We start from the raw sequence: 21,550 nt of genomic DNA, 5'->3' as shown, positions 1-21,550 counted from the left end.
TACTGCGGCTGTATATATTCGATAAGAAACAGGTGACTGAAAATGGACGAGACCAAAGGACTTCCATCCGGAAAACTCTCGCCGGAAGCTCTTAAGCGGAACGTACTGCGCTACATCGGGGCAGTACGCCAAGAGCTTCTCGTCGGCCCGGCAGTGGGAGAGGATGCGGCTGTCATCGAGTGGCCGAAAGGAAAGTACCTTGTCTTTTCATCCGATCCCATCGTAGGCTCGGAAAAAGGTGCGGGGAGACTGCTGGTAAGGATAAATTCAAACGATATAGCATCCAAGGGCGGAGATCCGGCTTATCTTGCCGTTACACTCATCCTTCCTCCTTCATGGGGGGAAGATGGTGCAGCAAGGATAATGAGTGAAATACACGAAGAATGTCTTGCTCAGGGCATCGCTGTGGCCGGAGGCCATACTGAGTTCAACGACAGATATGATAGGCCTGTGATCATGGGAGCCCTCATAGGCACAGCTGACAGAGTGCTGAGAGCGAGTGAACTGAAGCCCGGAGACGCTCTGATAGTCACTAAACATATAGGGATCGAGGGCATGTCTATCCTGGCGACAGACAAGCCGGAGCTTTTGAAACCCTTCATGTCTGAAGCAGAGATAACCGAGATGGTTTCATGGGCTGAAAAGACATCGGTGCTCGAAGAATCCAGAGCATTAAGAAAGATTGCCAAGTTTATGCATGATCCCACTGAAGGAGGTTTCATGGGAGGAATAGGTGAGATTTCGTCTCTGAGCGGTCTCAGCGCAGAAATTGACTATGATGCTGTTCCGATCCATCCCCTTACAGCCAGGGCGGCAGAAGCGCTTGGATTCGATCCGCTGCGACTTATTGCCTCGGGCAGCCTTCTTGCAGCAGTCCCCGCAAATATGACAGAGGAAGCGCTCAGCGAACTATCAAAAATAAATATTGATGCAGCTGTTGTCGGATCGATGGGAGATAAGCTTCAGGGTCCCGTTCCCGAACCTTCAGAGGAGCTCTGGAGACTCCTTAAGATGGGTGGAGCAAAGAATGGATAATAAGTTTATCCTGAAAAGAGCTGAAAAACTGCGGGAGGAGATGGCAAAAACAGGTACAGATGCTTTTGTCGTCCTGACAGAAGAAAGCTGTAACTGGGAAACACTCTATTACCTCAGCGGTTTTAGGGGTACATCGGGGGCTCTGGCAGTTTATAAAGATTCTGTAGAACTTATACTTGACGGCAGGTACAGAGAGCAGGGCGAGAAGCAGTCCCCTTACCGGCCATCCGGACAAAAAAGCAGCCTGGTCGATGATCTTATTGAAAGCATATCCGCTCACGGTGCGCAAAAGATACTTTGTGAAGCAACAAAAACCTCCCACTCAACATGGGAAAAACTGTCCTCCGCTAAAAATACGAGATGGAGCGATGGGGCTAACCTGATATCAGAGCTCCGTCGTTCAAAGGACGAACAGGAGGTCCGGTTTATCATGAGGTCCGGTGAGATAGCCGCAGATGCTTTCCTGGAGACATTAAGCCTCGTAAGGCTCGGAATGACAGAGAAAGAATTTGAGGCCCTCCTCAATTTCAATATCATTAAATTTGGCGGAGAGACCGGATTTGAGATGATAGTTGCGTCAGGAACACGAAGCTCGATGCCTCACGGAAGGGCCACGAAGAAGGAAATGACAAGGGGAGAATGGGTCACCGTTGACTTTGGTGTCAGATACAACGGGTACTTCTGTGACATCACAAGAAATTTTTCATTCGGTGAACCGGATCCCCGTGCAAAAGATTATCATGAAATACTGTCAGAGGCACACAATGTGGCTTTCAGAGCCCTCCGATGCGGAGCAACGGGAACCGATGTGTACAAAACAGCATATGACGTCCTGGAATCAGTGGGTCTGGGCAAATATTTTACACATGGACTGGGTCACGGACTGGGCATTGAAATACACGAGATACCTTATCTTTCTTCTAAATATTCGTATGAATTGAATATGAATGACGTTGTCACGATCGAACCCGGCATATATATTGATGGCTGGGGAGGATTGAGATTAGAGGATAATTACCTTATAATTGAGCAGGCGGGAAAAAGGTTGACGGGAAAATTGGAACAGTCTTTTTACCGTGTATAAAAACAATGTTAGAATGACAATGATTTTGGTAACAGAGGCTGTTAATAAGGGCCAATTTAAAAGGAGGACTATGGACGATGAAGAAGTATGTATGCACCGTTTGCGGTTATGTTTATGATCCGGAAGCAGGAGATCCTGATTCAGGAGTTGCCCCGGGAACACCTTTTGAAGAGATCCCCGATGACTGGGCCTGCCCTGTATGCGGTGTAGGCAAAGACATGTTCGAGGCTCAGTAAATTCGAACAGAAATTTAGGATCTGAAACCATATTGGTATCTTATAAACCTCCTTGTCGTCAGCGTAGTGCAGCATGCTGACATGAGGGGGTTTCACTATTTTTTTAAGTAAGTCCCCGATTTGAAGTAAGCGCAATTTCTACTCTATATATTCATTTTGGAGGAGACTGTACAACCAATTTTAGTTCAATTTGTATTATTGACAAAATTAAGAATTTAATATAGTCTGAGTTTGTTAATTTAGCATGCTACGATGTAGTGGTGTGACTGCTTTGGGCGTGACGGAACGTCCTAAACGTATGTTTAGGGCGATTTTTGCGTTTTGACAGGGGTGTCCAGGTGTTTATATTTAACATGCCGGTAAAGATATATATGGGAGCCGAAGCTCTTGCAAGTGCACTGTACGGACTGAACAACGTCCTTATAGTCACAGATATGCATATGTATCAAAGCGGCAAAGTAAAATATGTCACTGACTATTTTGGGTCCGCCGGCGTAAATTATTCGATTTTTTCAGATGTTCGCTCCGATCCTGACACGGAGACAGTAGCATCTGGGATAGAAATTCTTGCCAGAACCAAAGCCGAGAACATAGTGGCTTTTGGCGGCGGTTCTGTGGCAGATGCTGCGAAGGCGATCAAATTCTTTGCTGAAAGCCTCGATGATGAAAAGCACTACCGTCTAATCGTTATCCCTACCACAAGCGGTACCGGTTCTGAGGTCAGCCGTTACTCCGTTATTTCGGATACTGTAAAACAGATCAAATATCCAATTGTTGACGACAGGCTGCTGCCGGAGGCGGCTCTCCTGGACGCAGGCCTTACCCTGAGCGTACCTCCTGCGGTTACTGCCGATACCGGTATCGACGTGCTGACACATGCTATAGAATCATTTGTTTCCAAAGAACGCAACGATTTTTCCGACGCCATGGCAGAGAAGGCTATCAAACTTATACACAAGAACCTTCACAGGGCATATTCAAACCCGGATGATATCCATGCTCGCCAGGCGGTCCACAATGCTGCCTGTATGGCCGGGATCGCGTTCAGCAACTCGGGACTTGGTCTGAACCACGCGATGGCTCATGCTCTAGGTGCAAAATTCCATGTGCCGCACGGACGGGCTAACGGTATATTCCTTACTTATACGATGAACTTTAACGCAGGCTGCTCGACAGAACTTACCGACACAGCGGTCCGTTATGCCGAGATAGCAGCTATACTGGATGTAGAAACATCAGCTTTGCGGCAGAGTACGGTCGACGCTGTACGTGCTGTGAGGATCCTTAAAACTTCGGTTTTGCGCCAAAATGCGCTAGGTGCCGTACGAGCCGTCAGAATTCTTATTGAAAAACTGCACATTCCTACCTCTGTCAAAGACGCAGGGATATCGCGGCGTGATTTTGAAGCTGCCCTTGATCCGCTTGCAGATGCAGTGATGGCTGACCCTACATTGGCATCAAACCCAATAAAATGTTCAAGAGACGAAGTTGTTGATCTTTTTCGAAAAGCATACAACGGAGAACACTGACAACGGCATTTATTCCTCTGAGAAAAGAGAGCGATGTAAGTGGCGACAAAAGAAAACAAAGTAAGGATAATCCAGGAATTTGTCCCTGGCAAGCAAGTGACACTGGCGCATGTCATAGCCAATCCTGTCCAGCAGCTCTACGCTAAACTTGGTCTTATCGATGCGCAAGGATCTATTGGAATTTTTACAATAACTCCCAGCGAGGGTGCCATGATAGCGGCTGATGTTGCTTCGAAGGCAGCAAATATAAATATCGGTTTTGTTGACAGATTTAACGGTTCACTTCTGATCACCGGAGATGTAGCGGCAGTAGAGGCTGCTATGCAGGATGTAATATACACGCTCTGTACATACATGGGCTTTGCTCCGACAAATGTAACGAAGACATGAGCCGCAGAAAGCGTATAATACTGGTAGGCAGGACGATGTCCGGCAAAACTACATTAAGTCAGCGTATAACGGACAGTGACGTACGTTATCACAAAACTCAGACCCTCACATTGATCGACGACTTTATACTGGATACGCCGGGAGAATATTTTGAAAGATATTCTTTTAGGGGATCTCTTACAGTAGCTGCAACAGACGCGGACGTGATCGTTTTTGTGCAGGATGCGACAGAGGACGGAACACTCTTTCCCCCCGCATACGGGGCGCTTTTCTGCAAGCCGGTCATAGGACTGGTCACAAAAGCCGATATTGCTACGGATACACAGATAAGCAATGCAAGGACTTTCCTAAAGATGGCAGGGGCCAAAGTAATATTTGTCACAAGTGCGTTGACAGGAAAAGGCCTAGATGACTTTGTCTGCGAAATTTCTTATACGGAGGAAACAACGGATGAAAGACGATAAGCTTAATATCCTTATAGCCGATGATGAGCCTATTACCAGAATGGATTTGCGTGAACTTCTTCAGGAGTCCGGTTACAATGTTGTTGCAGAGGCAGGGGACGGTTTTGATGCAGTGGAAGCATGTAAGAAACACCACCCCGATCTTGTCTTGATGGATATTAAAATGCCATATCTCGACGGACTCTCGGCATCCAGGCTTATAATAGAGGAAAATCTTGCTGATGCGGTAGTACTGCTTACTGCTTATGGAGAAAAGGAATTTGTTGAAGAAGCAAAGGTCATCGGGATAAGCGGATATCTGGTAAAACCAATTAATGCAAAGTCTCTTATACCAACCATCGAACTGCTGTTCAAACACATACATGAAATCAAGAAGCTTAGGAGAGATATCAACGAGATATCCGAGCGTTTTGAAAACAGGACGATAATTGAAAGAGCGAAGGGACGTGTCATGGAGGAACTGTCCATGACAGAGGAAGAGGCTTACAGATACATAAAGAATCTCAGCTTGTGCAAATCGACCTCGATGCGTCATGTTGCCGATTTGATCCTTCAACAGACCAAGGTGGATACCAGATGCCGGAGGAAAGCACAGTAGCTCTTCTTTGTAAGGAATATACTGATCTCAGCGACCACGACATTTCTATTATCGAAGGAATGTCTGTCGTACTCAAGCCTCTTGCAAATCTCGAGGATGCAGATATTTTTATTGACTGCCCTTCGACGTCTGAGGACGCAATAGTTGTTGCAGAGGCAAAACCCGATTATGTGCCTTCGTCTTACAGAAACACAGTAGTAGGTCTTCTGGCTAAACCGCAAAATGAGCCGGCAGTTGCGCGCACACTTAAGCTCGGCATAGCGACTAAACAGATGAAAGCGATCACGCAAGAGAATACTCATGTCATCCAGACTGTGGAACCTATAAAAAACGAGGGACGGGTGATCGGTGTACTCATCCGGGAAAAAAGGGTTGATGAAGAGAGAGCACAGAGTGAACGCCTCCACTTTTCCCAGCAGAGCTATAACCGCATAGCAAGCGCAATAACTCATATGACGGAGGAACATAATTGGCTGACCGAGTGCATTGACGAAGCTCTGGTGATTGTAGACAAGGACGGGTATGTAGCTTATCGCAATTCGCTTGCCAGCAAGCTGTATAAAAAATTTGGCTATGTAAACGACATTCTGGGACAACCTTACCATAACATCATTCAGATCTGTCCTTCCGACACGGAAGATGATATTTCCGGACTTACGGAAGTTGAGGTAGGGCTTGGAAACAACTGTCTTGTAATAAGGCACGTGGATCTCTCTTCGCAGGGGATGGGGTTTGCTCTCATTATACGTGACATTACGGATAAGAAAGAACGAGAGAGGGAACTTATTCTAAAATCCGTTGCTATCCAGGAAATGCACCACAGGATCAAGAATAATCTCCAGACAATCGCCAGCCTGCTCCGTCTCCAGGTAAGAAGGGCAAATGACCCCGAAACACAGATGGTACTGCGCGAAAGCATGAGCCGGATACTGTCGATAGCAGTAACACATGAACTTCTTTCTCAGGTTGGGATCGACAGGGTCAACATAGGGGAAGTTATCATCAATATTACAAATAACGCTCTGCAATACTTTGAAGACAGCAACAGCAACGTGAACATCAGGATAGAAGTTACTCTCGAAGGAGATGACTTCCAGGCAGACGCGGATGTTTCAACATCAGTGGCTCTTGTAGTTAACGAATTGCTTCAGAATTCGATCGAGCATGCATTCCCGGGAAGGCATGTCGGAACGGTAAGGATCATAGTCTCAAAAGGCGATCTCTATTCCACGATCAAAGTGATCGACGACGGATGCGGGTTTGACTCGACGGAAACGAACCACCTTGGGCTTACTATTGTCAGGGCGCTTGTCAAAGATAAGCTTGGCGGAAATTTTAAAATAGATTCTAACAGACATGGTACATGTGCATCATTTGATTTTAAGGTAAGTTGAGATATTTTAAATTTTAAACACGTGTGAGTCCGCAACGTAAAGCCGCTCACAAGTGATCGGAGTGACGCAGCTCCGCTTCAGGGTGCAATTGCCCTTGCAGCGGAGCTGCGTTCGTATTTGGGAGGAATAATTTATGAGCAATGTCATTTCCAAACAGGTAATATCCAGCGTTGGTATAGATATAGGAACGACCACTACAAACGTGATCTTTAGCCAGCTGACCGTTGAAAACAGAGCGAGCAATTTTACTGTCCCGAGGATATCAATTGTGGACAAGCAGGTCGTTTACAAAAGTGACATATATTTTACTCCCTTACTTTCACCAACAGAGATAAACACCGAAGCAATTAAAAAAATTGTAAGTGAAGAGTACCGCAAGGCCGGAATGACCCCGCATATGGTGCACAGCGGTGCAGTAATAATCACAGGAGACATGGCAAGAAAGAAAAACGCAAACCAGGTTTTAAAGGCTTTATCCGATTCTTCCGGAGATTTTGTCGTAGCAATAGCAGGTCCGGGCCTGGAATCTGTACTGTCAGCAAGGGGTGCTGGAACAGATGTTGCTTCCAGAGAAAAAAGGTGCGTAATGGCTAATCTTGACATCGGAGGAGGTACAACGAACATTGCGGTATATGACAATGGGCGGCTGGCCGGTGTTACGTGTATTGACATCGGAGGAAGACTGATCCGCGTAGAAAAGGGCAGGATAGTGTCTGTCTTTCCAAAAATCAGACAGCTTGCAAGTGAAAATGGCATTTCTATTAATGCCGGCGATGCCGCAGACGAGGGACTGCTCCGTAGAACAGTGTCGATCATGGCAGATGTGCTCTCTCAGTCGATCGGACTGGCTCCTGCAGATAAGTCGATCGACTACATATATACAAACAACGGAAAAGGATTGCATGACATCCCGAAAATAGAAGCGCTGACTTTTTCCGGAGGTGTTGCCGACTGTATCTACAACGGCAGCCAGACATCCGGGGATGTCTACCGTTACGGTGATATAGGAGTGCTTCTGGGAGAGGCTGTCAGAAACAATAAATATTTTAAACAGGTCCAAACGATCGTTCCTGCAGAGACGATACGCGCAACAGTAGTCGGAGCGGGAGTCCACACGACAGAAATAAGCGGGAGCACGATCCTGTTCACCCAAGGCCTGCTTCCTATTAAAAACATCCCGATTCTGAGTATCGGCAAAACAGAGGAATCTTCAAGTGAAAAAATCATTGCATCGATTCGCTCTCAGATACCACTATACAAGCCCGAAGGCAAGCTGGAGCAGATAGCTATTGCTTTTGCAGGATACAACTATAACACTTTCTCAGACATCCAGTATCTGGCAAACGCGATAGCAGTTGGAGCAGAGGAGGTGATAAACGGTCAGTATCCGTTGATCCTGGTCGTGGAACACGATATTGGAAAAGCACTCGGGCATGCGTTAAATGTCAGGCTGAACCATAAGAAACCAATGGTATGCATTGACGGCATCAGGGCTTTGAGCGGCGATTACATCGATATCGGAGAACCGGTTTGCGGTGGGCATGTATTGCCTGTGGTGATCAAGACTTTGATCTTTAATTCTTGATCAGTGAAATTTCAATAGAGAGGTGAGAGGTCAGCATGAAGCTTAAGACAAAACTGTTCGGACATAGCTACGAGTTTAAATCCCTGCGCGAAGTGATGGCCAAAGCCAACGAAGAAAAGTCGGGAGACCGTCTCGCTGGCATTGGAGCTGAATCAGCAGAAGAAAGGGTCGCTGCGAAGGTCGTTCTCTCTCATGTCAATATGAATGAGCTTCGCAACACACCGGCAGTACCTTATGAGGATGATGAAGTTACCCGGGTCATTCAGGATGCTGTCAACGAAAAGATCTTCGATGGATTCAAGAACATGACGGTAGGCGAATTCAGAGAGTGGCTGCTCAGCGAAAAAACGGACACAGCTATGATAAGACGCGTGTCAAGAGGCCTAACAAGCGAGATGGTTGCAGCTGTCTGCAAACTTATGAGCAACCTGGACCTAATATACGCTGCGAAGAAGATGAGAGTTTCAGCGCACTGCAATACGACGATCGGCCTTCCGGGGACATTCTCATCAAGGCTTCAGCCGAACCATACCACGGACGATCCCAAGGGCATCATGGCTTCGGTAATGGAAGGATTCAGTCTCGGCTGCGGGGATGCTGTCCTTGGATTGAATCCGGTCGACGATTCAGTTGAAAATGTCGTTAGGATCCTAAATATGTTTGACGAATTCAAGCGTAAGTGGGAGATACCGACACAGATAAGCGTCCTGGCTCACGTGACGACACAGACAGACGCAGCGAACAAATTCAATGCCCCGATAGACCTTATGTTTCAGTCAATAGCCGGTTCTCAAAAAGGCAACGAGGCGTTCGGGATCACAACTCAGATGCTCGATGAAGGCCGGGATATGATGCTCCACAAAGGTACATCCACCGGACCAAACGTCATGTATTTTGAAACCGGACAGGGTGCGGAGCTGTCATCGGAATCCCACAACGGGTGGGACCAGGTGACTATGGAGGCGCGTTGCTACGGTTTTGCCAAACGTTACCAGCCGTATATCGTCAACACAGTCGTTGGTTTCATAGGACCTGAGTACCTTTACGATTCTAAACAGGTCATCCGTGCAGGCCTTGAAGATCATTTCATGGGCAAGCTTACGGGAATTCCGATGGGCTGTGACGCATGCTACACAAATCACATGAAAGCGGACCAGAACGACATAGAAAATCTTGCGACACTTCTGGTAGCAGCGGGATGCAACTATATCATGGGAGTTCCTCAGGGTGATGACTGCATGCTCATGTACCAGTGCACAGGATATCACGAAGCAGCAGCTCTGCGTGAGACATTCGGACTCCGTCCGATAAAAGAGTTTGACCAGTGGCTGGAAAAAATGGGTTTTTCCGAAAACGGGAAACTTACACCGCTTGCCGGGGATGCTTCAGTCTTCCTGAGCAAGTAAGAGAGGAGGCGAAAAGACTATGATTGAACAAAATGCACTCAGAGGGATAATCGAGCAGGTACTCAGCGAAATGAATATATCAGGCATGTCGGCACCGGTCAAACCGGCACCGCTGTGCAGAGCAGACTCCGGTTGCGAGGAAGGGTTCATTCCTGATGTTACGGAAGTGGACATCCGTAAACAGTATCTTGTTGAGAATCCGGTCAACAGGGACGCCTATTACGAACTTAAGCAATACGCTCCGTGCCGCCTTGGAATAGGCAAGGCCGGTGCACGCTATAAGACGGACCCTGTACTGCAGTTTCGCGCGGCTCACTCTGCAGCTCAGGATGCAGTCTTCTCTGTCGTTGATCAAGAATTTCTCGAAAAGATGGGGCTTTTCTCAGTAAGATCCCAGTGTGACAACAAAGACATATTTCTTACAAGACCGGATCTTGGCAGGAAGCTGAATGACGAAGCGGTAGAGACCATTAAGCAGAAATGTAAGAAAAACCCGACTGTCCAGATTTTTGTATCCGACGGACTAAGCTCGGCATCAGTCTCAGCTAATATTGCCGATTTGCTGCCGGCGATAATGCAGGGCCTTTCGAGCTACGGCATCGATGTCGGAACTCCCTTTTTCCTTGAGTACGGACGGGTAGGGGCTATGGATCATGTCACAGAGATCACAGGTGCGACAGTGACCTGCGTTCTCATTGGCGAACGTCCCGGGCTTATCACTGCAGAATCAATGTCCGCATACATTACATATAAGGGAACAGTCGGAATGCCTGAAGCACGACGCTCAGTCGTGTCAAATATCCACAAGGCTGGCACTCCTTCAGTTGAAGCGGGAGCTCACGTCGCAGAACTGATAAAGACGGTGCTCGACCGCAAAAGCTGCGGGACAGATCTGAAATTGTAGACAAACAGGAGGGATAGCCATGAAGAGAGACCCATTACCGGCCAAAGTACTTGCAACCAAAATAATACCCAACGTTGATCATGATCTCGCGAAATCACTTGGGCTCAAGCCGGAACAGAAATCGATAGCCCTGCTTACGGCCGACTGTGACGATGTCACATATACCGCATTGGACGAAGCCACGAAAGCGGCTGATGTTAAGGTGGTATATGCGAAGAGCTTCTACGGCGGAGCTGCAAACGCAAATACAAAGCTTGCCGGAGAGATAATCGGGATACTTGCCGGGCCAAACCCTGCCGAAGTCAAGAGCGGACTCGCGGCAGCAGTTAATATGATCGAGAATGTCGCACATTTTGTGTCAGCAAACGAGGATGATTCCATACCGTATTATGCTTTCTGCATATCACGCACAGGTTCATACCTCTCAGAAAGTGCAGGCGTGCCCGAAGGAGAAGCCCTTGCATACCTGATCGCCCCCCCGCTCGAAGCCCTCTATGGTGTAGATGCTGCACTGAAAGCGGCAGATGTCACCATGTGTGTTCTTTATAGTCCCCCGTCAGAGACGAACTTCGGAGGCGCACTTCTCACCGGCAGCCAGTCAGCCTGTAAGTCGGCATGCGAAGCTTTTGCGGCAGCCGTCGAGTTTGTCGCGGAAAACCCAAGACAGTAGGAGAACGCATGGTCGGTCATGAAGCGTATGCAGAGGGAGGGGGGATAAAATGCAAGCCCTTGGCATGATTGAAGTCCACGGATACCTGGCGGCTGTAGAAGCTCTGGATAGCGCACTCAAAGCTGCAAATGTGCACAGGTTGGGCGTAACTCTGGTTACCGGTGGATTGGTATCTGTCTTAGTCACCGGTGATGTCGGTGCAGTAAAGGCAGCAATAGATGCTGCTGTTGCTGCGGTAGGCCAGTTTTGCGAAGTCGTATCGGTGCATGTGATCCCGCATCCTGACGAATCGGTTTACCGAATGATAGATATTTCTGTGCCGATTTGTAACGATCCGGCCGCGCCAAAATCTTGCTGCTTTGTCGAAGAACAGAAAGATGAAACGAAGAAGGACGAGCTTGTCATCGACGAACAGAATAATGCAGAGGATGAGCATGAAGACATTTCTGGTACTGAAGAAACCGGTTGGCAAGGATCTGTTCATGCAGGTGAACCTGCACAAACTTCAGAAACGGCCCCTGCCGAACAGGAAGATGTCAATACGGACACCGGATTTGAGGAGATGTCATTGACCAGGCTGCGTAAGCTTGCTGTTGATATTGGCATTAAGGGAATGACAAGCAAAGAGATCCGGCGCGCAAAAAGGGATGTCCTGATAGCTGCCATTAAAGAACAAGGAAGACAGGGGGAGTAGCATATGCAGTTGTATGACAAAGACCTTCTGTCGGTTCAGGAGGTACGCCAGCTCGTAAGTGCTGCGAAGGCAGCGCAGCAGGAGCTTTTAGGCAAGAGTCAGGAATATGTTGACAGGATCGTTAAGTCTATTGCAGATGCCGGAGTCCGTAATTCTGAACGATTAGGCAAAATGGCCTGTGAAGAGACCGGTTTCGGAGTTCCTGCCGACAAGGCGATCAAGAATGTATTCGCCAGCCGTGGTGTTTATGAGTACATCAAAAACATGAAGACTATCGGTGAGATAGAAAGAAATGAAGAACTGGGTGTAACGACTCTGGCTGTTCCAATGGGGGTCATCGCCGGACTTATCCCTTCAACAAATCCGACTTCGACCGCACTTTACAAGGCAGAGATCTCTATAAAATCAGGGAATGCAATAGTTTTTTCCCCGCACCCGTCGGCGCAGCGCTGCATACTTGAAACAGTCAAGGTCATACGTCAGGCGATCGCGGAAACAGGGGCTAATGAGAACCTTGTCGGATGCATAACCATCCCTACTTTGCAGGCGACAGAGGTACTCATGCGCCACCACGATACTGCCATGATCCTTGCGACAGGAGGAGCAGCAATGGTCAGAGCCGCCTATTCTTCAGGAACTCCGGCGATCGGCGTAGGTCCGGGCAACGGACCGGCTTACATTGAACGGACAGCGGATTTAAAAGCTGCCGTGAAACGCATTCTTGATTCGAAGACGTTCGACAACGGTACTATATGTTCTTCAGAACAGTCTGTGATATGCGATGACGACATGGTGGAAACCGTCCGGTCCGAGATGACCAGTCAGGGAGCTTACTTCCTTAACGACGAAGAGAGAGAAAAACTTGGCGGGTTTATCCTTCGGTGCGACGGCAGCATGAATCCCCAGATCGTAGGACGGGACGTATCTGTTATTGCAGATCTAGCAGAGATAAACGTCCCGCAAGGGACTAGAGTCCTGGTGGCAAAAGAGACAGGAGTAGGACGCGGGCATCCTTTCTCAAACGAAAAGCTTGCGCCCATACTTGCTTTCTTCAGTGCTGCCAACTATGAAAAAGTCTGTGCTATGTGCTGTGAGATACTCCACTACGAAGGCGCAGGACATACTTTTTCCATCCATACGCAAAATGGAGAAATGATCAAATATTTTGCTGAACGCGTACCCGCATCACGTATTGTAGTAAATACCCTGAGCGCTTTGGGAGGGATCGGAGCGTCTACAGGCCTGATGCCCTCTCTGACGCTTGGATGCGGCGCAGAAGGCGGAAGTGCGACCTCAGATAATGTAGGTCCTATGAACCTTCTAAACAAACGTTTTATTGCGGCAGGAAAACTTGAGATCGAAGCGATCAGGGATTCTGCCAGGAGATCCATAGACGGCAGCTGCTCATTGGATGTTTCCGACATTGATGTGAGCGCCATAGTTAAAAAGATTCTTGAAAAAGTCAATGCTGCATAAAAGACAGAGGAGGAATGGACAATGGCAGAGCTTCAGGCACTGGGGATGGTCGAAACAAAGGGGCTTGTGGCATCGATAGAAGCTTCCGATGCTATGGTCAAAGCAGCTAATGTAAAACTGATCGGCAAAGTTCATGTGGGAGGAGGACTTGTTACAGTAATGGTGCGCGGTGATGTCGGAGCTGTAAAGGCAGCTACTGACGCAGGTGCCGCTGCGGCAGAAAGGGTCGGTCAGCTTATCTCCGTGCATGTAATACCGCGTCCGCATGAAGAAGTTGAGTTCATACTTCCAAAACTTCACGACTAGATCAGTGATCGAGATGGAAAGGAGAAGACAAAAATGTCAAACAACCAGCAGGCACTCGGAATGGTCGAAACAAAGGGGCTCGTAGCTTCTATTGAAGCATCAGATGCAATGGTAAAGGCAGCAAACGTGACCCTTATAGGAAAAGTACACGTAGGTGGGGGGCTTGTAACAGTAATGGTGCGCGGTGATGTCGGGGCAGTCAAGGCAGCTACTGATGCAGGCGCAGCTGCAGCAGAGAGAGTCGGCGAACTTATCTCCGTACATGTTATACCGCGTCCGCACGAGGAAGTTGAATCGATCCTTCCAAGCCCGGAGAAGTAATGTTGAGTAAACCCTGATAGGGGGGAGCAAATATGAAGGTCATCACAGAAGCCATTCTGCGAGATGAATTGCGTGCTGTACAACCGGAATCTTACAAAGTCCCCGAGGGGAAGATGCTCTCCCCTGCTGCACGCGAATACCTTCAGCAGCGCAAGATAAAAATTGACCTTACTGCTATGAAACTAAGGTATAACCCGGTCCCAGAAGCGAACGAAGCATCGGAAAAAACAAAAGCAGCCACCGTGCCGTCCGGTCACTCTGAGATCACGGACCATGGTTGTGCAGGCAGATTCACTGATTTTGAAACAGGCGCTTATTATAATGAAAAGCCGGAGTACATGACGCACCTCCATGGAAGTGAACTTGTACCGAAGGACCATCCAAGGATAGTCTTCCGTGGAAAACTTGACAGTACACAGGCGTTGGCTGTACTCGACCAGGCTGTCATAAAGGAATCCGGCGGCAGCACGAATCTCATTAAAGATATCGGGGAGATACTTAGTGTAATGCGCAATATAATGCGCTGCGAGGTAACGAACGAACCGTTCCTGAACGACAGCGTTCTTGGCCTCACTTACGCTGAACTTCGCGCCCGTTCGCACGATCCGATGAAATATTATTCAATAAAGCAGATGGTGCTGCCGGATCACACGCTTGGAAAGGAATATGCTCTTCTAAACCAGCTTAGGACTTCGATTCGTGAAGTGGAAGTATCGGCTGCGGCGGCTTTCAAGATCAAAGGCGGATACGAACGCAAGGATATCATAGAAGGGCTGAACAGGCTCTCAAGTGCAATACACGTAATGATGTGCATGTATCTGGCTGGTGACTATCAGACAATGTAAAGGAGTGAGCACACGAATGCCCGACATAGTATCACTAGTTCTTAAGGCGATAAACAGTGCAGCTCTTGTACAGGTAGAAGTCTCAGCCAGACATGTTCATCTTGCCGCAGAGGATGTTGAGGCTCTCTTTGGAAAAGGTGAGGGGCTGACGCCGGCAAAGCAACTCTCTCAGCCGGGAGAGTACCTGTCAGAAGAACGTGTATGCCTGATCGGTCCAAAGGGGAGGCTGGACAACATTGCTGTTCTCGGTCCTGTCCGTTCGAGGACGCAAATAGAGCTTTCAAGGAGCGATGCGATCGCGATAGGAGTACCGGCTCCGCTCCGTGAATCGGGAGATCTGGACGGATCCGCACAAGTTACGATTGAAGGTCCGAAAGGCAGCATAACGGCTTTGCATGGAGCAATTGTAGCCCAAAGACATGTACATGTTCCCCCTGATGTCGCAGAGATCCACGGATTTCACGACAAGGAACGTGTCAGCGTACAGTTATATACTGACAGGCCCGTCATTCTGCAGGATGTTATTTTAAGGGTGGGCGACAACTATCGCTATAAGATGCATATTGATTTTGACGAGGCAAACGCGGCAGGGGTAAGCGGCTTCACTCTTGGCAGGATATTAAGGTAACGGGGGGGGGGAAAAACGTCAGATGCCAGATCTCGAAAGGATCAACACCTATATGAAAAGGGTGGCAGAGTCCGGGAAAAAAACCTTTAAGCCGGCAGAACCGGTATATAAGTGCGGACTAGATCTTGGAACCGCTTATATAGTGCTTGTGGTGCTGGATAAGGATGATAACCCGGTAGTATGTGAAGAACAGGCAGCTGATGTGCTCAGAGACGGAGTTGTCGTGGATTATGCAGGGGCGCTGAAGGTCGTAAAGGAATTGAAGACACGTGCGGAAAAGCGCCTGGGAGACGAACTTGTAAACTGTGCCATAGCAATGCCTGCAGGCACCTTGAGCAGTGTTCGCACACATCGATATGTGGCGGAAGGAGCAGGTTTTGAAGTGACAAATATTTTGGACGAACCCTCCGCTGCCAATTCAATATACTGCATCAGCAATGGAGCCGTGGTGGACATTGGCGGAGGAACAACAGGCCTCGCCGTACTTAATGACGGAGTCGTTACCGAAATATACGACGAACCCACCGGAGGCATACACCTGACGCTCGTTATCGCAGGCAACTATCATATCCCGTTACCTGAAGCCGAAAAGTTAAAGACAGACTTCTCACGTCACAGGGAAATGCTGCCGGTCGTTAAAGCTGTCATGGAAAAAATGGCGACGATAGTGATGAAGCATATCGACAGGCAGGCGACAGAGGCGATCTATTTATGCGGGGGGACAAGCTGCTTTACGGACATAGAAACAGTTTTTGAAAACGTTACCGGCATCAGGACAGTCAAAACGGCTTATCCGCTCCTTGTGACACCTGCGGGGATTGCTGTCAACTGCAAAGTTTGAACCGAATGGAGGTAGAGAGTATGGACTACGAGTCTTTAGTCAGTGAGATTCTGTCCCGTGTAATCGCCAGGATAATGGAGACGGAAGCGGCTTCTGCGAAGGAAAACAAATGTTCTGCTGCGGAAGCGCCCGGGGCCATCTCAGAGACGGAGCAGGTGCAATGCAAAGAAAAGATGTTTGATAAAAGAGTCATTACCGAAAAGGACATGTATAAGTGCAGAAACGAGGGCTATAACTGCATATGTATTGCTTCAAACACGATAATGACTGATCTTGCCAAAGAATACGCGGAGAAAAACGGGATCAAAGTGATCAAAGCCTGAACAGATATTGAGAGGTGTAGGGCATGAAGATAGCAAAAGTAATAGGCAATATCTGGGCGACGCGAAAGGAGGAGAGGCTTTCCGGTTTTAAGCTGCTCATACTGCAGCCGATCAACATAATTGACGGCTCTGTTGATGAAGTGCCCATAGTTGCAACAGATATGATCGGTGCAGGAATAGGGGAGACCATTATTTACGTGAGTGGCAGCTCGGCAAGAAGCGCGACTGGGAATATGTCAAATCCGATAGATGCTTCTGTCATAGCGATCGTAGAAGGCAGCGAGATAGAGACGGAATGTCTCTGAAAGAGGGTTCATGGTGATGGACTTTATTGAGACCGTAAAAGCTGCGGGTGTTGTCGGTGCAGGAGGCGCAGGTTTTCCTACCCATATAAAGCTGGATTCACAGGTAGAGTATCTCATCATCAACGCAGCAGAATGCGAGCCGCTGTCAGAGGCAGACAAGTATCTGTGTCGCAATGAGGCCGAGGGGATTATCCATGCGATAATAAATACTGCAGAACACCTGGGTGCGCATAAAAAAATAATAGCACTTAAGGGGCAGTATGAGGCCGAGACAGAAGCTCTGTCTTCAGCTGTACTGACGGCCGGAACTGATGTGGAGATAGTGCGGATGCCTACCTTCTATCCTGCAGGGGATGAACAGATAATGGTGCACTACGTGACTGGGAGGGTCGTACCAGAGCGCGGTTTGCCGCTTGATGTCTGTACGGTTGTTGACAACGTAGGGACGATGCTGAATATCCATAATGCTCTTGAAGGTATCCCTGTGATGGAGAAAATACTCTCTGTTACAGGAGAGATCAAGGCGCCGGTCATACTCAAAGTCCCTGTAGGCACGTTTGTTGCAGACTGCATCCGTGAGGCTGCGCCACTGGTTCAGGACTATGCTGTCATAGTCGGCGGCCCCATGATGGGCAAAATCATTGACGATCCCCTAGCGATTTCAAGGGCCGTAGTGACGAAAACTACCGGGAACATCATCGTACTGCCGCGAGATCATTATCTTGTCAGGCGCTCCGGACTGTCGCTTGAAAGGATCAAGCATCAGAGCAGGAGCGCCTGTATCCAGTGCCGCATGTGTACCGACCTGTGTCCGCGCTATCTTTTGGGACATGAAATAAGACCGCATCTCGTTATGCGCAACCTGTGGCGTGAATCTTTGATAATTGACAAAGATGAATATGTTCGCTGTTTCGGAGATTCGCTTAACTGCTGTGACTGCGGTGTTTGTGACTTGTACTCATGTCCGATGGGACTTTCACCAAGGAAAGTCAATGACTATTTTAAACAACAAATAAGCTTGAAAGGCTATAAAAAAGGGCGTAATTTGGCCCCTGTGGCACTGAAAGCCATTGATCACAGCCGTATACCTACCGGACGCCTGGCGGCACGTATCGGCATTTCTTCATGGTATGGGCAGCATGCGGCTGACAGTTGTATTGAATTTGTGCCCGAAAAAATATTTGTCCCCTTTCAGCAACACCTCGGTAAACCCGCAATAGTTCAAGTTGCAGCCGGCGACAAAGTGGAAAAAGGTCAGCTCATAGCTTCGGCACAGCAGGGCGTATCAGCCAACATCCACTGCGGAGTATGCGGGGTCGTCCGCGAGGTTACCGATGACGGCGTGCATATTGATTTGATCAAGTGGGGTGACAGCAGATGAAAAATGCATTGGGAATGATAGAACTTGGAAGCATCGCGCGTGGGATCGAATCATGTGACTGTATGCTCAAGGCTGCAAAAGTTGAATTGCTGCGAGCGACTTCATTTTGCCCCGGCAAATACATGGTAATAATCGCAGGGGATACTGACGGCGTGACATCGTCGATCAAGGCGGGCAAGATATGTGCGGCAGAATGCCTCATAGACACCCTGCTTATTCCAAATATCCATCCTCAAGTCATTCCAGCTGTCTCTCTAACCTCACAGATCACGGAGTTCAAGGCCGTTGGAGTGCTTGAATTCTATTCTGTGGCATCGGCCATAATTGCAGCAGATACTGCCGCGAAGGCGGCAAACATTACACTGATCGAAGTCCGTGTGGGATTTGCAATAGGCGGCAAGGGATTCGTCACATTGACCGGCGATGTAGGTTCAGTGCGCGCGGCAGTCGATGCCGCAAGCAAGTGTACAGAACTTCTGGTCGGCACTTCTGTGATACCTCATCCCGACCCGCGAGTTCTGAGTTCACTGCTATGAAACAGCACTTATAACTAGGAGGCGATTTGGATGTTTCAGGAGTTGATCGATAATATTACTAACACCGGAGTCTTTACGGAAAGTTTAAGCGGCTGGGTAACTAACCTCTCTGTCAACACTGTAATCATATTTATCATGATGATTTTTATGATCGTTGGAGCGGTCGATAAGATCCGCGGCAATAAATTGGGATACGGTGAAGAATTTGACAACGGATTCAACGCTATGGGGCCCCTTGCGATCGCAATGGCCGGAGTCGTGGCGGCAGCGCCTGTTCTTGCAATAATTCTTAAACCGTTCATCGTGCCTATTTACAATATGGTGGGAGCAGACGCATCCATGTTTGCCACAACTTTGCTTGCGTGTGACATGGGGGGATATCCGCTTGCCATGAAACTTGCGTCGAACGAATCAGTAGGCAACTTTGCAGGGCTTATTCTTGGAACGATGATGGGGCCGACCATTGTGTTCACGATCCCTGTCGCGCTCTCCATCATAAAGCCTGAAGACCGCCCGTACCTTGGTGCCGGCATACTTGCAGGACTTATTACGGTTCCGATCGGGTGCATAGCAGGCGGTCTTGTTATGAATATGACTCCCTATAAGATCGCATTGGGCACGGTCCTTGTCAATCTCATTCCGGTCATTATCATTGCCGGGCTGATTTGTATCGGTCTTTGGGTGATCCCTGACACCATGATCCGCGGATTCAATAAATTTGGAACAGCTGTTACCATACTTATCACGATATTCACAGCCATCGCTGTATTTGAATACCTGACGGGGATCCGTTTCCCTCTGTTCGATATTATGGTAGATCCGGAAAAGAACGATGGAGTTGTTCCTCTTGAATCAGGTCTCCTCATATGCGGACAAATCGCCATCGTCCTGATCGGAGCTTTCCCGATGGTCAAGTGGATAACGAGGACCTTTGGCAAAGCGCTTGAGAAGGTCGGAAGCGCGCTGGGAATGAATGAAGTTGCATCTGCCGGAATGGTTGCCAATCTTGCAAACAACATCGCAATGTTCAACATAATGGATCAGATGGATCCGAAAGGCAAACTGCTGAATGTTGCGTTTGCTGTCTCGGCAGCTTTTGTCTTTGGTGACCACCTTGGCTTTACCGCAGGCGTCAACAAGGAAATGATCTTCCCTGTCATCGTTGGCAAACTTGTTGCCGGCGTTACTGCTCTCATCCTTGCAAATATTCTGTCGCCCAAACTTCTGTCTAAGATAAAGACCGGTGACAAAGCGTAAAAATTTGCAGATCAGGGAATAGAGGAGTGAGAATGAATGAACGTGAGCGAAGACATTATACGCAAAATAGTTACTGAAGTCGTAAAAGAGGCTTTGGGCATCCCAAAAGAAGACTTCGTCAAAGTGCGCGATCAAAGCGGAGTAATGATGATCAAAACAGACACTGTCAAATGTGAACCTTTTGAAACTGAAGGTGTCTCGCTTAAAGATATAACTACACTTGAGGAGGCTCCCAGGATCGGTGCCGGCATAATGGAACTCGACCATTCCAGCCTTGAATGGACTCTCAGATATGACGAATATGACCTTGTGCTGGAAGGCACTCTGGAGATCAATATCGATGGCCGCCTGATATCCGGGGGACCGGGAGACATCATCTACATACCGAAGGATTCCCATATCCACTTCCGGACTCCCTGTAAGGCGAGGTTCGCTTACTTCGTCTATCCCGCAAACTGGTCACAGCAATGACCCATATCTGAGCGTGTTGTCAATCGATGCTTTTATGTTTTTTAAGATGGCACGTGTTTTGTGAATAACATTAAATACCTCCTATAGTCAGATGATAAGCCCCTGACTATAGGAGGTATTGTATTTAATCTTTTTACGCCATGGAATATATGCGGCTTATTAAATTGTCGACAAGATCATTTGCCCCGTACGGCCTGAGGTCTTCACGGATCCTCTCTATTATTTTTTCTTTTTTGATCGTAGCCACAGATACCGGAAAATTCAGGTCGCAGCCCCAGGTCAGCTGTATCAGCCTGTAATCCTGAAGGGAGCGGGCATTTGAATAGGACCCTGAGCCCGTTGCCTTTATTTCTTCCACAAGATCAGGTGAAAGTCCTTCCGCCATCCGGTGTCTTGGGAGCATTTCAAATATCGTTCCTTTGTCGATACGTTCCTCTACCATCCTGTAGATGTCGATTTTATCTGCATCCCTGACCATGCACGACCACTTATAAGGGCCTAGCTTCAGTCCGGTGGGTACTGTTTTCTTGTTGTGGAACTTAACAGCCGATATGAGATTTTCCCTGCAATTTTCAGGGATGCCATCCCAGTTAAATTCTTTTGAGATTATTTCGGCACCCAGGTCTCCATGGTCAACGCTGATGCTGTCGAAAAAGGTGCTGTATTTACTGTATTGAGGAAATCTTCCCACGTCATGCAGAAGACCTGCAGTATGTGCCAGACAGCTGTCTCCATACTCGTCCCATCCCATTGAATCAGCTATTTCAGAGCATATTTCAGAAACCCTTTTGCTGTGTTTGAGCTTGAGGTCAAGCATAGGGTGGAGCATACCTTCTGTCTTATAACTATCTGTGAAGACTTTGAACCATTC

Annotated in this window: 25 protein-coding genes and 1 pseudogene; 25 read left to right on the top strand and 1 reads right to left on the bottom strand. The window is 48.1% G+C overall.

The annotated features are described in order from the left end of the window. Positions 1 to 42 precede the first annotated feature (42 nt). From LLF78_04525 to LLF78_04405, 25 genes and pseudogenes are all read left to right on the top strand, one after another. Entirely contained in the window at positions 43 to 1,035 is a 993-nt protein-coding gene (locus LLF78_04525) for a hydrogenase expression protein (GenBank protein ID MCE5201757.1), read from the top strand. Then, positions 1,028 to 2,119 carry a Xaa-Pro peptidase family protein gene (locus LLF78_04520; GenBank protein MCE5201756.1) on the top strand — a complete coding sequence of 364 codons (1,092 nt, stop codon included), beginning with the start codon at positions 1,028 to 1,030 and terminating at the stop codon, positions 2,117 to 2,119. Before LLF78_04525 ends, LLF78_04520 begins: the two co-directional genes overlap by 8 nt. 77 nt (positions 2,120 to 2,196) lie before the next feature. Further along, the gene (locus LLF78_04515; GenBank protein MCE5201755.1) at positions 2,197 to 2,355 is read left to right on the top strand and encodes a rubredoxin; all 159 of its coding nucleotides are present in this window, start codon (positions 2,197 to 2,199) and stop codon (positions 2,353 to 2,355) included. Positions 2,356 to 2,693: 338 nt separating this feature from the next. Beyond that, positions 2,694 to 3,884 (top strand): iron-containing alcohol dehydrogenase, encoded by a 1,191-nt coding sequence (locus LLF78_04510; GenBank protein ID MCE5201754.1) that lies wholly within the window; start codon positions 2,694 to 2,696, stop codon positions 3,882 to 3,884. 39 nt (positions 3,885 to 3,923) lie between these two features. Further along, positions 3,924 to 4,274, top strand: a complete 351-nt coding sequence (locus LLF78_04505) for a BMC domain-containing protein (GenBank protein ID MCE5201753.1) — start codon at positions 3,924 to 3,926, stop codon at positions 4,272 to 4,274. Beyond that, complete coding sequence (locus LLF78_04500) at positions 4,271 to 4,738, top strand: EutP/PduV family microcompartment system protein (GenBank protein MCE5201752.1); 468 nt, start codon at positions 4,271 to 4,273, stop codon at positions 4,736 to 4,738. Before LLF78_04505 ends, LLF78_04500 begins: the two co-directional genes overlap by 4 nt. Continuing rightward, positions 4,725 to 5,336 (top strand): response regulator, encoded by a 612-nt coding sequence (locus LLF78_04495; protein MCE5201751.1) that lies wholly within the window; start codon positions 4,725 to 4,727, stop codon positions 5,334 to 5,336. The genes LLF78_04500 and LLF78_04495 overlap by 14 nt, the downstream gene beginning before the upstream one ends. Next, positions 5,315 to 6,730, top strand: a complete 1,416-nt coding sequence (locus LLF78_04490) for a sensor histidine kinase (GenBank protein MCE5201750.1) — start codon at positions 5,315 to 5,317, stop codon at positions 6,728 to 6,730. The genes LLF78_04495 and LLF78_04490 overlap by 22 nt, the downstream gene beginning before the upstream one ends. A 133-nt stretch (positions 6,731 to 6,863) precedes the next feature. Further along, positions 6,864 to 8,315, top strand: a complete 1,452-nt coding sequence (locus LLF78_04485; GenBank protein ID MCE5201749.1) for an ethanolamine ammonia-lyase reactivating factor EutA — start codon at positions 6,864 to 6,866, stop codon at positions 8,313 to 8,315. A gap of 35 nt (positions 8,316 to 8,350) precedes the next feature. Then, positions 8,351 to 9,721, top strand: a complete 1,371-nt coding sequence (locus LLF78_04480) for an ethanolamine ammonia-lyase subunit EutB (GenBank protein ID MCE5201748.1) — start codon at positions 8,351 to 8,353, stop codon at positions 9,719 to 9,721. Between the two features lie 19 nt (positions 9,722 to 9,740). Then, positions 9,741 to 10,625 carry an ethanolamine ammonia-lyase subunit EutC gene (gene eutC, locus LLF78_04475; GenBank protein ID MCE5201747.1) on the top strand — a complete coding sequence of 295 codons (885 nt, stop codon included), beginning with the start codon at positions 9,741 to 9,743 and terminating at the stop codon, positions 10,623 to 10,625. A gap of 19 nt (positions 10,626 to 10,644) precedes the next feature. Next, positions 10,645 to 11,295 (top strand): ethanolamine utilization microcompartment protein EutL, encoded by a 651-nt coding sequence (gene eutL / locus LLF78_04470; GenBank protein ID MCE5201746.1) that lies wholly within the window; start codon positions 10,645 to 10,647, stop codon positions 11,293 to 11,295. Positions 11,296 to 11,344: 49 nt separating this feature from the next. Then, a pseudogene (locus LLF78_04465) lies at positions 11,345 to 11,578 on the top strand (BMC domain-containing protein). Positions 11,579 to 11,992: 414 nt separating this feature from the next. Next, positions 11,993 to 13,465 (top strand): acetaldehyde dehydrogenase (acetylating), encoded by a 1,473-nt coding sequence (locus LLF78_04460; GenBank protein MCE5201745.1) that lies wholly within the window; start codon positions 11,993 to 11,995, stop codon positions 13,463 to 13,465. A 21-nt stretch (positions 13,466 to 13,486) separates the two neighbouring features. Further along, entirely contained in the window at positions 13,487 to 13,771 is a 285-nt protein-coding gene (eutM, locus tag LLF78_04455; protein MCE5201744.1) for an ethanolamine utilization microcompartment protein EutM, read from the top strand. Positions 13,772 to 13,804: 33 nt separating this feature from the next. Continuing rightward, on the top strand, positions 13,805 to 14,092 hold the full coding sequence (eutM, locus tag LLF78_04450; protein MCE5201743.1) for an ethanolamine utilization microcompartment protein EutM: 288 nt from the start codon (positions 13,805 to 13,807) through the stop codon (positions 14,090 to 14,092). Positions 14,093 to 14,124: 32 nt separating this feature from the next. Beyond that, on the top strand, positions 14,125 to 14,937 hold the full coding sequence (locus LLF78_04445; GenBank protein MCE5201742.1) for an ATP-binding protein: 813 nt from the start codon (positions 14,125 to 14,127) through the stop codon (positions 14,935 to 14,937). 16 nt (positions 14,938 to 14,953) lie between these two features. Next, entirely contained in the window at positions 14,954 to 15,565 is a 612-nt protein-coding gene (pduL, locus tag LLF78_04440) for a phosphate propanoyltransferase (GenBank protein ID MCE5201741.1), read from the top strand. Positions 15,566 to 15,587: 22 nt separating this feature from the next. Then, complete coding sequence (eutJ, locus tag LLF78_04435) at positions 15,588 to 16,406, top strand: ethanolamine utilization protein EutJ (protein MCE5201740.1); 819 nt, start codon at positions 15,588 to 15,590, stop codon at positions 16,404 to 16,406. Between the two features lie 20 nt (positions 16,407 to 16,426). Beyond that, positions 16,427 to 16,729, top strand: coding sequence for a hypothetical protein (locus LLF78_04430; protein MCE5201739.1), 303 nt, complete (start codon positions 16,427 to 16,429; stop codon positions 16,727 to 16,729). 23 nt (positions 16,730 to 16,752) lie between these two features. Further along, a complete protein-coding gene (locus LLF78_04425) occupies positions 16,753 to 17,034 on the top strand; it encodes a EutN/CcmL family microcompartment protein (GenBank protein ID MCE5201738.1) in 282 nt (93 codons plus the stop codon). A 16-nt stretch (positions 17,035 to 17,050) separates the two neighbouring features. After that, entirely contained in the window at positions 17,051 to 18,415 is a 1,365-nt protein-coding gene (locus LLF78_04420) for a 4Fe-4S dicluster domain-containing protein (protein ID MCE5201737.1), read from the top strand. Then, complete coding sequence (locus tag LLF78_04415; GenBank protein ID MCE5201736.1) at positions 18,412 to 18,951, top strand: BMC domain-containing protein; 540 nt, start codon at positions 18,412 to 18,414, stop codon at positions 18,949 to 18,951. The genes LLF78_04420 and LLF78_04415 overlap by 4 nt, the downstream gene beginning before the upstream one ends. A gap of 30 nt (positions 18,952 to 18,981) precedes the next feature. Continuing rightward, positions 18,982 to 20,208 (top strand): ethanolamine utilization protein EutH, encoded by a 1,227-nt coding sequence (locus LLF78_04410; protein MCE5201735.1) that lies wholly within the window; start codon positions 18,982 to 18,984, stop codon positions 20,206 to 20,208. A 36-nt stretch (positions 20,209 to 20,244) separates the two neighbouring features. Next, the gene (locus LLF78_04405; GenBank protein ID MCE5201734.1) at positions 20,245 to 20,679 is read left to right on the top strand and encodes an ethanolamine utilization protein EutQ; all 435 of its coding nucleotides are present in this window, start codon (positions 20,245 to 20,247) and stop codon (positions 20,677 to 20,679) included. 133 nt (positions 20,680 to 20,812) lie between these two features. Here LLF78_04405 and LLF78_04400 read toward each other — a convergent pair. Further along, positions 20,813 to 21,550 (bottom strand): HD domain-containing protein (locus LLF78_04400; GenBank protein ID MCE5201733.1); only part of this gene is annotated, 738 nt, incomplete at its 5' end.

It is taken from the genome of Synergistaceae bacterium, from assembly GCA_021372895.1.
Lineage (GTDB): Bacteria > Synergistota > Synergistia > Synergistales > Synergistaceae > JAJFTP01.
This window is presented reverse-complemented; position numbering and strand designations above follow the sequence as displayed.

Coding starts and splice junctions, on each gene's coding strand:
- LLF78_04525 (MCE5201757.1), top strand. CDS start 43: ATGGACGAGACCAAAGGACTTCCATCCGGAAAACTCTCGCCGGAAGCT.
- LLF78_04520 (MCE5201756.1), top strand. CDS start 1,028: ATGGATAATAAGTTTATCCTGAAAAGAGCTGAAAAACTGCGGGAGGAG.
- LLF78_04515 (MCE5201755.1), top strand. CDS start 2,197: ATGAAGAAGTATGTATGCACCGTTTGCGGTTATGTTTATGATCCGGAA.
- LLF78_04500 (MCE5201752.1), top strand. CDS start 4,271: ATGAGCCGCAGAAAGCGTATAATACTGGTAGGCAGGACGATGTCCGGC.
- LLF78_04495 (MCE5201751.1), top strand. CDS start 4,725: ATGAAAGACGATAAGCTTAATATCCTTATAGCCGATGATGAGCCTATT.
- LLF78_04490 (MCE5201750.1), top strand. CDS start 5,315: ATGCCGGAGGAAAGCACAGTAGCTCTTCTTTGTAAGGAATATACTGAT.
- LLF78_04485 (MCE5201749.1), top strand. CDS start 6,864: ATGAGCAATGTCATTTCCAAACAGGTAATATCCAGCGTTGGTATAGAT.
- LLF78_04480 (MCE5201748.1), top strand. CDS start 8,351: ATGAAGCTTAAGACAAAACTGTTCGGACATAGCTACGAGTTTAAATCC.
- eutC (MCE5201747.1), top strand. CDS start 9,741: ATGATTGAACAAAATGCACTCAGAGGGATAATCGAGCAGGTACTCAGC.
- eutL (MCE5201746.1), top strand. CDS start 10,645: ATGAAGAGAGACCCATTACCGGCCAAAGTACTTGCAACCAAAATAATA.
- LLF78_04460 (MCE5201745.1), top strand. CDS start 11,993: ATGCAGTTGTATGACAAAGACCTTCTGTCGGTTCAGGAGGTACGCCAG.
- eutM (MCE5201744.1), top strand. CDS start 13,487: ATGGCAGAGCTTCAGGCACTGGGGATGGTCGAAACAAAGGGGCTTGTG.
- eutM (MCE5201743.1), top strand. CDS start 13,805: ATGTCAAACAACCAGCAGGCACTCGGAATGGTCGAAACAAAGGGGCTC.
- LLF78_04445 (MCE5201742.1), top strand. CDS start 14,125: ATGAAGGTCATCACAGAAGCCATTCTGCGAGATGAATTGCGTGCTGTA.
- pduL (MCE5201741.1), top strand. CDS start 14,954: ATGCCCGACATAGTATCACTAGTTCTTAAGGCGATAAACAGTGCAGCT.
- eutJ (MCE5201740.1), top strand. CDS start 15,588: ATGCCAGATCTCGAAAGGATCAACACCTATATGAAAAGGGTGGCAGAG.
- LLF78_04430 (MCE5201739.1), top strand. CDS start 16,427: ATGGACTACGAGTCTTTAGTCAGTGAGATTCTGTCCCGTGTAATCGCC.
- LLF78_04425 (MCE5201738.1), top strand. CDS start 16,753: ATGAAGATAGCAAAAGTAATAGGCAATATCTGGGCGACGCGAAAGGAG.
- LLF78_04420 (MCE5201737.1), top strand. CDS start 17,051: ATGGACTTTATTGAGACCGTAAAAGCTGCGGGTGTTGTCGGTGCAGGA.
- LLF78_04415 (MCE5201736.1), top strand. CDS start 18,412: ATGAAAAATGCATTGGGAATGATAGAACTTGGAAGCATCGCGCGTGGG.
- LLF78_04410 (MCE5201735.1), top strand. CDS start 18,982: ATGTTTCAGGAGTTGATCGATAATATTACTAACACCGGAGTCTTTACG.
- LLF78_04405 (MCE5201734.1), top strand. CDS start 20,245: ATGAACGTGAGCGAAGACATTATACGCAAAATAGTTACTGAAGTCGTA.